Below are 12,916 nucleotides of genomic sequence, written 5' to 3'. Positions count from 1 at the left end.
AACAAATGCAGCTGCTTTGCGAAACGGCTCGTAAGCTAAAAATTGCTGCATCAACATCCCGTGCAAAACGCGATACACTGACGGCCATGTTTGACTGACTGACGATGATAAAATGGACATTAACAATAAAGCCCGTGTTCACTGGGCCTGCCGTCGCGGCATGCGTGAACTGGATATCTCCATCATGCCGTTTTTTGAGTACGAATATGATTCATTGAGCGACAGCGATAAACAGGTTTTCGTTCGACTGCTGGAAAGTGACGATCCGGATCTGTTCAACTGGTTGATGAACCACGGCGAACCGCCTGATGCAGAGCTGAAGCGCATGGTGCAACTGATTCAGCAGCGAAACAAGCAACGTGGCCCTGTGGCACTCTGACCTGCGGGTCTCCTGGCGTGCGCAGTGGGTCTCGTTGCTGCTGCATGGCATGGTGATCATCGCCTTACTGCTTGCCCCCTGGCCCGCCAGTTACACGGTGGTGTGGATGCTGTTGTTGACGCTGGTGGTGTTTGAATGCGTACGCAGCCAGCGGCGAATCGGCAGCAGGGAAGGTGAAATTGCCCTGCTTGAGGGAAGACAGTTTCAGTGGCGACAGCGGCGCTGGCAAATCAGCGGACGTCCGTGGATAACCCGTCAGGCAATTCTGATCCCACTGCGTTCGGCAAAAGGTGAACAGGAAAAGTTGTGGCTGGTTGCTGACAGCATGTCTGCTGAGGAGTGGCGGGATTTGCGCAAACATTTGATATGTGGCACGCCACGCCATAAATAACGGGCGTAATCCTCAATTACTGGTTTAACTGCGCTTCAGGCAGCCAGTCTTATCTTAACCGCACTGTTCAGGGGCAGGGACAGGGGGAGGCAGCGCAGAGTCTTTAAGCCTGCGAGTTGCAGATTGAGATTCGATCAGGCCGTGAAAGGATTGTTGCGTCAGGCAAACCGCCAGACTGGTGGTTTGCCTGACGGATTAAAGCAGGGCTGCCATCTCTGTCAGGATCTGCTCACACCACTGCGCAATGCGCTCATCGGTAGCGTCATACTGATTGACGTCGTCCAGGGCGAGGCCAACGAAATGGCGGCCATCTGCTGTCAGCGGTTTTTTGCTGGTAAACTGGTAACCCTCGTTTGGCCACAGGCCAACAAATTGCACCGCAAGGGGAGCCAGAATGTCATGCAACATGCCCAGCGCATCCAGGAACCACTCGCTGTAATCGGCCTGATCGCCCATGCCATACAGCGCCACAACTTTACCGCGTAGATTAAGCGTGGGCAGTTTATGCCAGACAGCTTCCCAGTCTTCCTGTAACTCACCAAAATCCCAGGTGGGGATGCCGAGGATTAACATGTCATACTGTTCCATCAGTTCCGGGGCATCGTCTTTCAGGTTGTGCAGGGTAACAAGATCTTCACCGATAAAATCGCGGATTTTCTCAGCCGCCATTTCGGTGTAGCAAGTGCTTGAACCGTAAAAAAGACCAATATTCATTTCTGATTAACTCAATGTTCGTGGTGCAATGGGGCGGATTATATCAGAATTGCACCCCGGCCGTTGCCGCCGTCAGCGCAGAAAGTAAGGGGAAAAGGTGCAGGATAACGATCGGATAGAACAGTTTCTTGACGCTATATGGTCAGAGCGAAATCTGGCGGAGAATACCCTGGCCTCCTACCGGCTGGATTTAACCTCGCTGGCGGAGTGGCTGGCCCACCATGATTCGGAGCTGCTGCGGGTGGATTCAGCTCAGTTACAGGCTTTTCTGGCTGAACGGGTCGAGGGGGGATATAAAGCCACCAGCTCAGCGCGCCTGCTCAGCGCCATGCGTCGCCTGTTTCAGTACCTCTATCGTGAAAAACTGCGTGAAGACGACCCCAGTGCCATTCTGGCCTCACCAAAGCTGCCGCAGCGGCTGCCGAAAGATCTCAGCGAAGCTCAGATTGAGCGTCTGCTTCAGGCTCCGGGAACGGAACAGCCGGTAGAATTGCGTGATAAAGCCATGCTGGAGCTGTTGTATGCCACCGGTCTGCGCGTGACAGAGCTGGTCAGCCTGACGTTGAATAATCTCAGTCTGCGTCAGGGCGTGGTACGGGTGATTGGCAAAGGCAATAAAGAGCGGCTGGTCCCTCTGGGGGAAGAAGCCGTGCACTGGCTGGAGCAGTATATTGAGTATGGTCGCCCGTGGTTGCTTAACGGTCAGGCTCTGGATGTGCTGTTTCCCAGTAACCGTGCGCAACAAATGACCCGACAAACTTTCTGGCATCGGATTAAACATTACGCCACACTGGCGGGGATCGACAGCGAGAAACTCTCACCCCACGTGCTACGTCATGCATTTGCCACTCATCTGTTGAACCACGGCGCGGATCTGCGTGTCGTACAGATGCTGCTTGGACACAGTGATTTGTCGACCACCCAGATCTACACGCATGTCGCTACAGAGCGGCTGCGTCAGTTACATCAACAGCATCATCCCCGCGCTTAGCGCGAAGGTAAACAGCCCGACAATGAGGCTTTAAGGACATTAAATGAACAAGCGTCACCTTTTACTTTCACTGCTGATAACCGCATTTACCGGTTTTGCCCATGCTGACGATGCGGCCATCCGTCAGTCGTTGACAAAGCTGGGCCTGCAACAGATTGAAATCCAGCCTTCCACGCTGCCCGGTATGAAAACCGTGCTGTCAGAAAGCGGCGTGTTATATATCACCGACGATGGAAAACAATTCATTCAGGGACCGCTGTATGACGTCAGCGCGGGCCAGCCGGTCAATGTGACCAATAAACTGCTGGAGAAGAAAGTTGAAGCACTGCGCGATGAGATGATCATCTATAAAGCGCCAAAAGAACAACATGTGATCACCGTCTTTACCGACATCACCTGTGGCTATTGTCACAAGCTGCACGCCCAGATGGCTGACTACAATGCGCTGGGTATCACCGTCCGCTACCTTGCTTTTCCGCGTGAAGGGATGAATGGTCAGGTAGCAAAAGATATGAAATCGATCTGGTGCGTGGCCGATCGTAAAAAAGCCTTTGATGCCGCCATGAAAGGCGAAGCCGTTTCACCTGCCGACTGCAAAATCGATCTTGCTAAACAATACCAACTGGGCGTGCTTTATGGCATCCAGGGGACACCGGCTATCCTGTTGCAGAACGGCATGATGGTTCCGGGCTACCAGGGACCACAGGAAATGAAGCAAATGCTTGACAGCCAGAAGGGTGGCTGAACGCAGTGAACAGCAAAACTGAGCTCCGTCGCCGGGAGGCGGCGGAAGGCTGTCTCCTGCCGGACGATCTTCACCCTTTGCTGCGGCGTCTCTACCTGCATCGCGGTGTTAAGCAGGCAACCGAACTGGAGCGCGGCGCAAAGTATCTTCATGCCTTCCATTCTCTCGATGGCATTGAGCAGGCGGCAACGATTCTTCATCAGGCGATTGTCGACGACCTGTGCATCATGATTGTTGGGGATTTCGATGCTGACGGCGCAACCAGTACCGCCCTGACGGTGCTGGCGCTGCGCAGCATGGGGGGACGTAACGTTAAGTATCTGGTGCCCAATCGCTTTGATGATGGCTATGGTCTGAGTCCGGAAGTGGTGGAGCAGGCCGCTGCCCGCGGCGCACAGCTGATAGTCACCGTGGATAATGGTATTTCTTCCCATGCTGGCGTCAGTCTGGCGCATGAAAAAGGCATCGCGGTAGTGATCACCGACCACCATCTGCCGGGCGAAACCCTGCCCGAGGCAGAGGCTATCGTTAATCCAAACCTCGATGGCTGCGCCTTTCCTTCCCGAACGCTGGCCGGTGTGGGTGTGGCCTTTTACCTGATGCTGGCTTTGCGCGCCAGATTGCGAGAAAGCGGTGTCGAAACATTACCGAATCTGGCTGAGCTACTTGATCTGGTGGCACTGGGCACCGTTGCCGATGTGGTGCCGCTCGATGCCAATAATCGCATTCTGGTCTGGCAGGGACTCAACCGCATTCGCGCCGGTAAGTGCCGGGTGGGGATCCGGGCCTTGCTGGAGATCGCCGGGCGAGACGCCCGCCAACTTGCGGCAAACGATCTTGGCTTTGCATTGGGCCCCAGGTTGAATGCGGCGGGGCGGCTTGATGATATGTCCATCGGCGTGGCACTGTTGCTCAGTGAAGACCTGGCTCAGGCCCGAATGCTGGCGGCAGAACTGGATGCGTTAAATCAGACGCGCAAAGAGATAGAGCAGGGGATGCAGGCGGAAGCGCTGGCGCTGTGCGACAGACTTGAACGCAGCAGCGAGGCACTGCCGACAGGTATTGCTATGTATCATCCGGAGTGGCATCAGGGGGTGGTTGGCATTCTGGCATCAAGGTTGAAAGAGCGTTTTCACCGGCCGGTCATTGCCTTTGCCCCTTCCGGCGATGGCACCCTGAAAGGTTCAGGCCGTTCGATTGCCGGGTTGCACATGCGTGATGCGCTGGAGCGGCTGGATAGCCTGAATCCGGGGCTGATGCTCAAATTTGGCGGTCACGCAATGGCCGCAGGCCTGACGCTGGAAGAGGCAAAGTTTGAAACCTTCCGTCAGCAATTTGGTGAACTGGTGGGCGAATTACTGGATGCGGAAGTGTTGCAGGGGGTGGTCTGGTCGGATGGCGAGCTGCTGGCACAGGAGCTGACCCTGCCGACGGCTGAATTGCTGCGCGATGCCGGGCCGTGGGGACAGGCCTTTCCGGAGCCGCAGTTCGACGGCAAATTTAAGCTTATTCAACAGCGCCTGGTGGGAGAACGACACCTGAAGGTAATGCTGGAACCTCTCGGTGGCGGCCCGTTGATCGACGGTATCGCTTTTAATATTGATACCACCCTGTGGCCTGATCCCAGCATCAGACAGGTCACGCTGGCCTATAAACTTGATATCAACGAGTTTCGCGGCAATCGCAGCGTGCAGCTGATTATTGAACGAATCTGGCCGTTGTAAAAGGGGCTGGATGAGGGCGCGCGACCGCCAACAACAGCCTGATTAAGCCCGCGAATCACGCTTTTCAACGCTATAAACCCCCCGTAAATTCGGGTAAACTACGCCATTACATTGCAGATTGTAGAAGACTGAAAACATGTTTGAAATTAACCCGGTAAAAAACCGAATTCAGGATCTCTCTGAGCGCAGCGGCGTTCTCAGGGGGTATCTTTGACTACGATGCGAAGAAAGAACGTTTAGAAGAAGTTAACGCCGAGCTGGAACAGCCGGACGTGTGGAATGAGCCTGAGCGCGCGCAGGCGCTGGGCAAAGAGCGTTCCTCGCTGGAAGCCATTGTTGCGACACTGGATCAGATGAGTCAGGGTCTGGAAGACGTTTCCGGCCTGCTGGACCTGGCGGTGGAAGCCGAAGATGAAGATACCTTCAACGAAGCCGTGGCAGAGCTGGATACGCTGGAGAAAAAACTGGCAGAGCTGGAGTTCCGCCGCATGTTCTCCGGTCAGTACGACAGTGCGGATTGCTATATTGATATCCAGGCCGGTTCCGGCGGCACCGAAGCCCAGGACTGGGCCAGTATGCTGGTGCGGATGTATCTGCGCTGGGCCGAAGCGAAAGGCTTCAAAACTGAAATCATTGAAGAATCTGAAGGTGACGTTGCCGGCACCAAATCGGCCACCTTGCGCATTATGGGCGACTATGCCTTTGGCTGGTTACGTACGGAAACCGGCGTACATCGCCTGGTTCGTAAGAGTCCATTTGATTCCGGTGGTCGCCGCCACACCTCGTTCAGCTCTGCGTTTATCTATCCGGAAGTGGATGACGATATTGATATCGAAATCAACCCGGCTGACCTGCGTATCGACGTCTATCGCGCCTCGGGTGCCGGTGGTCAGCACGTAAACCGGACAGAATCTGCGGTGCGTATCACCCATATTCCCACCAATACCGTCACGCAGTGCCAGAATGACCGTTCTCAGCATAAGAACAAAGACCAGGCAATGAAGCAGATGAAAGCGAAGCTGTACGAGCTGGAAATGCAAAAGAAAAATGCTGAGAAACAGGCGCTGGAAGATAACAAATCCGACATTGGCTGGGGCAGTCAGATCCGCTCTTATGTACTGGATGACTCCCGTATCAAGGATTTGCGCACCGGCGTGGAAACCCGCAATACCCAGGCGGTGCTGGATGGCGATCTGGACCGATTTATTGAAGCAAGTCTGAAAGCAGGACTATAAGGAACTGACATGTCTGAACAACAACCGCAGAGTGCTGACGCCGCACTGGAACTGAATAATGAACTGAAAACGCGTCGCGAAAAGCTCAGTGCGCTGCGTGAAAATGGCGTGGCATTTCCGAATGATTTCCGTCGTGACACCCTGTCAGAGCAGCTTCATGCGGCTTATGACGACAAAGAAAACGAAGAACTGGAGGCGCTTGGTATTGAGGTGAGCGTCGCCGGTCGTATGATGACTCGCCGCATCATGGGCAAAGCCTCGTTTGTTACCTTGCAGGACGTGGGGGGGCGCATTCAGCTGTATGTCTCTCGTGATGACCTGGCAGAAGGTATCTACAACGAGCAGTTTAAAAAATGGGATCTTGGCGATATCGTCGGTGCGCGCGGTAAGCTGTTTAAAACCAAAACCGGCGAGCTGTCGATTCACTGCCATGAACTGCGCCTGCTGACCAAGGCTTTACGTCCGCTGCCGGACAAATTCCACGGACTGGCCGATCAGGAAACCCGTTACCGTCAGCGTTATCTTGATCTGATTGCCAACGACGATTCGCGCAACACCTTTAAAGTCCGTTCGAAGATTATGGCAGGCATCCGCAACTTTATGGTTGGCCGTGATTTTATGGAAGTGGAAACACCGATGATGCAGGTGATCCCCGGTGGCGCATCAGCCCGACCGTTTATCACCCATCATAACGCGCTGGATATTGATATGTACCTGCGTATCGCGCCAGAGCTGTATCTGAAGCGACTGGTGGTCGGTGGTTTTGAACGCGTGTTTGAAATCAACCGTAACTTCCGCAATGAAGGTATTTCCCCACGCCATAATCCTGAGTTCACCATGATGGAACTCTACATGGCGTATGCGGATTACAGGGATTTGATCGAGCTGACCGAGAGCCTGTTCCGTACGCTGGCGCAGGAGGTGCTGGGCAGCACCGTGGTGCCTTATGGTGAAGAGGAGTTTGACTTCGGTAAGCCCTTTGCAAAGCTGACCATGAAAGAGGCGATCCTGAAGTACCGGCCAGAAACCGACCTTGCCGATCTCGATGATATGGAAAAAGCGACGGCGATTGCACAGTCGCTGGGCATCAAAGTCGAGAAAAGCTGGGGACTGGGGCGCGTGGTGACGGAAATCTTTGAAGAGACGGCGGAAAGCCATCTGATCCAGCCCACTTTTATCACCGAATACCCGGCCGAAGTGTCACCGCTGGCGCGGCGCAACGATCTCAACCCGGAAATCACTGACCGCTTTGAGTTCTTTATCGGTGGACGTGAAATCGGCAACGGTTTCTCAGAGCTGAACGATGCGCAGGATCAGGCAGAACGTTTCCTTCAGCAGGTGAATGCCAAAGACGCGGGTGATGATGAGGCGATGTTCTACGATGAAGACTACGTCACCGCGCTGGAGCATGGTTTGCCACCGACTGCGGGTCTGGGCATTGGTATCGACAGAATGGTGATGCTGTTTACCAACAGCCACACGATTCGTGATGTGATCCTGTTCCCGGCTTTACGGCCTGGCAGTAAGTAATCTCTCTGCATTCAGTATCGGGGCGAAATCATTCGCCCCTTTTTTTTATTACTGACCGGGATCAGAAAAAAGTTATATCTGCCATCACAACTTTTCTGTCAGCGCTGAGCCATCCCAGCCGCAGTCTGCGCTGACAAACTTTGCAACACCGCATAATAAGAGGGGGAGAGGCCGCACCCTCATGAATCAGGCCGGGCCTTGCGTAATTGCATCAAAAATTCAGTGCTGATGCACCCGACACGCCCGGCGTTTTATCGCCTTGTGATATAACACCACAACTACGTTATAAGCCACAGCCGAAGCCAGCAGGGTGAGCAGTACATCTGAGAAAAACCATAAATCGTCAAAATTTTCCTGACTTGCACTGCCATGCAACCAGGAAGAAAAGTGGTTAGCTGCTCCCGGACTGATAAATTTTGAAGAGTCAATCAGCCGGGCAAAGAGACAGAACAGCAAGATAAACAGAACTGTCTTAGCGCTTCGCCGGACAATCTTCACCATAGCCATAACTTTTTACCTCAATGTAACCACGCGCTTTAAGTCTTCTCATGCAAGGTACGTTTACCAGCGGTGTCCTCATAAGGCACCCACGAAGCAAGGCAAAATCTGAATTATTTTTAAGAGTTATACAATCTTCCGAAACCACACCCGGACGCAGTCGAAAATTCCCCCGTCGGACGCCATCAACCCACGTATGATCTCCAGGCCCTGAACTATCAACCCCAGTGAAATCGTAACAGCCGGTAAGACAGTTTTAAGGTTTATGCGGGCTGCACCCCATCAATGTCCGCTTCGACTATGCTCAGGATTATCACAACTCACAGTCTGGCTAATCAGGCTGTTTTCATTCTCAGGGAGTAAAGTTGATGCGCAAGCTTTCCATAATCGTTATCACTGCCGGTCTTCTTATGGCGGTCAGTTCGCAGGCCGACGCGAAAGGCTGCCTGAAAGGGGCCGCGGTAGGCGGCGTGGCGGGTCATATCAAACATCATGGCGTTGCCGGGGCGGCGGCAGGTTGTGCGGTGGGGCATCATATGGCCAGTAAAAAACAGAAAGAGGCGGCTAAGCAGCAGAATCAACAATAAGCAAGGTCTCCACAGCTCATCTGCCTGCGCCTCTGACCCCGTCACGGTGATCCGAGGCCAGGCTTACTTTTCTCTCAGCGGTCGGCAGCGGGTATCAGTTCAGCAAACCGGCTCCGACATTCACCGACAGTCCCAGAACGGCCAGATTGAAAATAAATGAGATGACTGATTGCAGTAGCGTCAGTTTGCGTATCCCGGTGGTTCCCGTTGCCACATCGGCGGTTTGCGCTGCCACGGCGATGGTAAAAGAGAAGTAAAGAAAATCCCAGTACCCTGGCCTGGCGTTTTTTTCCGGGAAAATAAATGGGCTGAGGCTGTCGCTACGATGCAGATAGTGCTGGTGAGCATAGTGCATGGCAAAGGCGCTGGGCAGTAATGCCCATGAGGCAATCAGGGTCAGTACCGTCAGCAGCAGATGCAGTGTGCGCGCCGAACCGGTGAGGTGTTTCAGCGTCGGCAGCTCGCTCAGGATCGCCACAATACTGGTCACACAGGCCACGATCACCAGCGTCAGCACCAGCGCGGCACTTTGATCCTGGACGCTGGCGATATGCCTGATCTTATCGGCATCAGTACGCAACATGCGAAACCAGATTAGCGCCAGATAGATCCACGCCAGCACATTCCAACTTATCAGCAAACGTTGCAATTGCCCTGATTGCGCAGGCAGGACAAAGTAACAAATCAGACCGGCAGCAACAGCGAAAATCAGGCGCAGCCGGGCAAACAGGTGGGTGGTCAGAGAACTGGACATGATGTGGCGTTTCTACGTGAATGCTCAATCAGTCAACTGTAGACGGTGACCGGGAAAACGCCCGGGCGTTCTGCTTTTTTCGCTGAACGAACAGGCTTCCCGGCAATCATGACTTGATGGCGGTATCCAGCCACTGTTTAAAGCTGGCATAAGGAACATACAGCGAGACGTTTTTGTACAGTGCCTTGCCGGTTTTTAAGTCATTAATGCGGTCAGAATAACCCACAATAACGCCAGCGATGGAGTCATCAGACGCGTTGTAGACCGCGCCACCGGACATCCCTTTCACCACCCCCGCATCGGAGGCCACCACCACACATCCCAGCTTATTCCAGTCATTTTGCAGCCCGGTATTGATCAGGCTGGTGCCGGTAGAGGCCACCGGCATGGCGGAAATAAAGCTGTAGCCATACATGTTGATTTTGTCGCCAATATGTCCGTTACGAAAATGTGGCGGCTGGATGTTGGGATTGGGGTGATAGACCACCGCCAGATCGCACAGTGGGTGTCTGGCTTTGACCCGGTAAAGCGAATATTTTGCCACATGGGCAGCGGTCAGGCTGTATTCAGACGTCAGGGGAATGGTGGTGCCTAATGTACCAATGCCCAACACGGTTGGAATACCGGTAACGGTCATATCGACCCGTTTTTCCGCTTCGCGGCTGTACTCATAATGCCCAACTGAGCACCCGGCCAGTATCAGAGATAGCAGGCTTATTGCGCATCGCATTTTTAGTCCTCGAAAAGAATTGATCAAGCACGTCACATCAAACGCCCGGTAATCCGTCATCGAGGTATCGGCAAACGCTCAAGAAGCTTTAATCTTTTTTACTTAACACAAAGCCTGATGCATTCTGCGTCAAATGACAATTGTTTGTCGCTGCTGAACGACAAAACTAAGAACGATCTGAGTTTTACTGATAAAAATTCATTAACAGTCAGGCTGATAAATCAGGCTCTGACTGGGCCTGTTATGCAACAGCATCGTACTTTTCAGCGCACGGATCCCCTGCTCAGGGCCGCCAGAGCCGTTACGGATGCTTAATGTTAACGGTATGTAAGCATCTATCATACTTAAGCTAAATGATATTTGTGATGTAGATCAATTTTAGTCACTATTAGAGCGGAGTCCGAGCTCTTTTACTACCGGGAATGACTGGTGGTAAAACCTGAAGAATATCTGGAGATAGAAACATGCCCGTTTCCTTACTGGCGCTGGCGTTGAGCGCCTTTGCCATTGGCACCACGGAATTTGTCATCATGGGATTGCTACCGGAAGTGGCCGCCGATTTAGCGGTATCGATCCCCTCTGCCGGCTGGTTGATTAGCGGCTATGCGCTGGGGGTGGCGATTGGCGCGCCGATAATGACCTTACTGACCGCAAAGCTGCCGCGTAAAAGTACGCTGATTCTGCTGATGGCAATTTTTATTGTCGGTAACATCCTCTGTGCGCTGGCATACAGCTATAACCTGCTGATGCTGGCAAGGGTGATTACCGCGCTCTGTCATGGTGCCTTCTTCGGGATTGGCTCAGTGGTGGCGGCCAGCCTGGTCGCGCCGGGTAAACAGGCTTCAGCGGTAGCGCTGATGTTTACCGGACTGACGCTGGCGAACGTACTGGGTGTACCGCTGGGGACCTGGTTTGGTCAGCTTCTCGGCTGGCGCGCCACTTTCTGGGGCGTATCGGCTATCGGCCTGCTGGCCTTTATTTCCCTGCTGTTTAGTCTGCCTGGCAACCGGGACGAAAAACCGGTGCATCTCGCCAGTGAGATTGGCGCGCTGGCTAACGGCAAATTGTGGCTGTCGCTGCTGATGACCGTCTGTTTTGCCGCGGCGATGTTTGCGCTGTTCAGCTACATTGCGCCGCTGTTGTTGCAGGTGACCGGCATCAGCAATCGGAGCGTCAGCTGGACGCTGTTCCTGATTGGCGCAGGCCTGACGGTGGGTAATATTCTTGGCGGCAGGCTGGCCGACTGGAAAGTGTCATTCAGCCTGATCCTCAGCTTTTCACTGATAGCGCTGTTCTCGCTGCTGTTCAGCTGGACCAGCCATGCGGTATGGCTGGCGGAAATTACCCTGTTTCTCTGGGCGATGGCGACCTTTGCCATTGTGCCCGGCTTGCAGATTAACGTGGTACGCCACGGTAAGGACGCGCCCAATCTGGTTTCGACGCTGAATATATCCGCCTTCAACGTCGGTAATGCCTTTGGTGCCTGGGCTGGCGGCGCGGTAATCGGCTCTGGCTTTGGACTGACGGCGGTGCCGGTAGTGGCTGCCGGGCTGGCAGTGGCTGGCCTGCTGGTGTCTCTGATTACCTTTCGTCGTTCAGGCGGGCGGCCGCAAACCGCCCGGGCTTAATCTAACAGCGCCGCCAGTCGCTGAGTAAACAGGCTGATATGCTGTTGCAGATGGGCGCAGAAGGCATCCGTCAGTGCAGAAGAGGGGCGGTGGCGCGGTCTGATCAGACTGACGGTAAAGGGGATTTCGGCGCTGAAGCGTCTGATGGTCACGCCGCTGCCCGCATACTCCATTGCGGTCAGCGGATTGACTACCGACACGCCAACTCCGGCTCTGACCATCGAACAGACCGATGCCGCGCTGTGGGTTTCCATCACCATCCGCCGCTCCACTCCCTGCTCGTTGAACAGTTTATCCAGTAGCTGACGATAGCTGTCGGTGCGTGACAGGCTGATGTAGTTTCTGCCACTGAAATCCTGCGGGGTCAGGCAGTTTTTTTGCGCCAGTTCATCTCCGGGAGGCAGGACACAGACTTCCATTGCGGTGAAGAGTTCGGTGCGTTCAGTACCGGCAGGCGTCTGACCGGTTTCGGTCAACCCCAGGTCATAGCGCTGGGCGGAGAGCCACTCCTCCAGCAGCGGCGACTCCTGCGCAATAATGTTCAGACTGACCTCCGGGTAGCGTTGTAAAAAAGGCTGACAGAGCAGCGGCAGCAGCGACTGGGAAAACACCGGCAGGCAGGCGAGGGAAAGCTCACCCTGGCGAAACTGGCGCAGTCCTTCGGCGGCGCTGATAATGCGGTCCAGTCCGTACCATGAACGCTGAACCTCTTCAAACAGCCGCAATCCCTGGACCGTGGGTTGCAGGCGACCGCGCACCCGGTCAAACAGCTTCAGCCCGCTGAGTTTTTCAAATCTTGCCAGTTCGCGACTCACCGTCGGCTGCGAGGTATGCAGCAGCGCTGCCGCCTCCGTCAGGTTACCGGTGGTGACCACCGCGTGGAAAATCTCAACATGGCGCAGCGTAATGCCCGTCATTGCCCGCTCCTGAAAATCAAAGCCATATCATGGATGAATAGAGTGCCTTAAAACAGATATTTTTAATCATTGCCTCGCTGTGGCGTAATAGGC

General features: G+C 54.2%; 14 protein-coding genes. 9 read left to right on the top strand and 5 right to left on the bottom strand.

The genetic code is table 11. The annotated features are described in order from the left end of the window. The first annotated feature begins 112 nt into the window (after positions 1-112). Positions 113-379 (top strand): FAD assembly factor SdhE, encoded by a 267-nt coding sequence (gene sdhE, locus BG55_RS14150; protein WP_034938641.1) that lies wholly within the window; start codon positions 113-115, stop codon positions 377-379. After that, positions 360-770 (top strand): protein YgfX, encoded by a 411-nt coding sequence (locus BG55_RS14145; RefSeq protein WP_034938638.1) that lies wholly within the window; start codon positions 360-362, stop codon positions 768-770. Before sdhE ends, BG55_RS14145 begins: the two co-directional genes overlap by 20 nt. A gap of 195 nt (positions 771-965) precedes the next feature. On the opposite strand, the gene fldB is transcribed toward BG55_RS14145, so the two are convergent. After that, positions 966-1,484 carry a flavodoxin FldB gene (gene fldB / locus BG55_RS14140; RefSeq protein ID WP_034938631.1) on the bottom strand — a complete coding sequence of 173 codons (519 nt, stop codon included), beginning with the start codon at positions 1,482-1,484 and terminating at the stop codon, positions 966-968. A 97-nt stretch (positions 1,485-1,581) separates the two neighbouring features. Here fldB and xerD point away from each other — a divergent pair, with 97 nt between their 5' ends. The 5 genes from xerD (at position 1,582) to lysS (ending at position 7,709) form a co-directional block, all read left to right on the top strand. Further along, positions 1,582-2,475, top strand: coding sequence for a site-specific tyrosine recombinase XerD (xerD, locus tag BG55_RS14135; protein WP_034938628.1), 894 nt, complete (start codon positions 1,582-1,584; stop codon positions 2,473-2,475). Positions 2,476-2,518: 43 nt separating this feature from the next. Continuing rightward, positions 2,519-3,220 carry a bifunctional protein-disulfide isomerase/oxidoreductase DsbC gene (gene dsbC / locus BG55_RS14130; RefSeq protein WP_034938625.1) on the top strand — a complete coding sequence of 234 codons (702 nt, stop codon included), beginning with the start codon at positions 2,519-2,521 and terminating at the stop codon, positions 3,218-3,220. Between the two features lie 5 nt (positions 3,221-3,225). Then, positions 3,226-4,944: a single-stranded-DNA-specific exonuclease RecJ gene (recJ, locus tag BG55_RS14125; protein WP_034938624.1), complete on the top strand. Its 1,719-nt coding sequence runs from the start codon at positions 3,226-3,228 to the stop codon at positions 4,942-4,944. A 136-nt stretch (positions 4,945-5,080) separates the two neighbouring features. Next, positions 5,081-6,179 (top strand): peptide chain release factor 2 gene (gene prfB / locus BG55_RS14120; RefSeq protein WP_152542783.1). Its coding sequence is split into 2 segments (ribosomal slippage): positions 5,081-5,155 and positions 5,157-6,179, totalling 1,098 coding nucleotides; the frame shifts between segments, so codons are not numbered across the junction. 9 nt (positions 6,180-6,188) lie between these two features. Beyond that, complete coding sequence (gene lysS, locus BG55_RS14115) at positions 6,189-7,709, top strand: lysine--tRNA ligase (protein WP_034938621.1); 1,521 nt, start codon at positions 6,189-6,191, stop codon at positions 7,707-7,709. Positions 7,710-7,928: 219 nt separating this feature from the next. Here the strand turns inward: lysS and BG55_RS14110 are convergent, their stop codons facing one another. Then, positions 7,929-8,216 (bottom strand): hypothetical protein, encoded by a 288-nt coding sequence (locus BG55_RS14110; protein ID WP_034938619.1) that lies wholly within the window; start codon positions 8,214-8,216, stop codon positions 7,929-7,931. A 359-nt stretch (positions 8,217-8,575) separates the two neighbouring features. Here BG55_RS14110 and BG55_RS14105 point away from each other — a divergent pair, with 359 nt between their 5' ends. Next, a complete protein-coding gene (locus BG55_RS14105) occupies positions 8,576-8,794 on the top strand; it encodes a hypothetical protein (protein WP_034938617.1) in 219 nt (72 codons plus the stop codon). Between the two features lie 94 nt (positions 8,795-8,888). On the opposite strand, the gene BG55_RS14100 is transcribed toward BG55_RS14105, so the two are convergent. Together BG55_RS14100 and BG55_RS14095 are read right to left on the bottom strand one after the other, a co-directional pair. Beyond that, positions 8,889-9,548, bottom strand: a complete 660-nt coding sequence (locus tag BG55_RS14100) for a DUF1345 domain-containing protein (RefSeq protein WP_034938614.1) — start codon at positions 9,546-9,548, stop codon at positions 8,889-8,891. 106 nt (positions 9,549-9,654) lie between these two features. Then, on the bottom strand, positions 9,655-10,278 hold the full coding sequence (locus BG55_RS14095) for a hypothetical protein (RefSeq protein ID WP_034938613.1): 624 nt from the start codon (positions 10,276-10,278) through the stop codon (positions 9,655-9,657). A gap of 464 nt (positions 10,279-10,742) precedes the next feature. On the opposite strand from BG55_RS14095, the gene BG55_RS14085 reads away from it, so the two are divergent. Continuing rightward, positions 10,743-11,906, top strand: coding sequence for an MFS transporter (locus BG55_RS14085; RefSeq protein ID WP_034938607.1), 1,164 nt, complete (start codon positions 10,743-10,745; stop codon positions 11,904-11,906). Here BG55_RS14085 and BG55_RS14080 read toward each other — a convergent pair. Continuing rightward, the gene (locus tag BG55_RS14080) at positions 11,903-12,823 is read right to left on the bottom strand and encodes a LysR family transcriptional regulator (protein WP_034938605.1); all 921 of its coding nucleotides are present in this window, start codon (positions 12,821-12,823) and stop codon (positions 11,903-11,905) included. The genes BG55_RS14085 and BG55_RS14080 overlap by 4 nt on opposite strands. Positions 12,824-12,916 lie beyond the last annotated feature (93 nt).

The organism is Erwinia mallotivora, from assembly GCF_000590885.1.
GTDB lineage: Bacteria > Pseudomonadota > Gammaproteobacteria > Enterobacterales > Enterobacteriaceae > Erwinia > Erwinia mallotivora.
The sequence above is the reverse complement of the archived record's forward strand: the minus strand, read 5'-3'. Positions and strand labels throughout refer to the sequence as shown.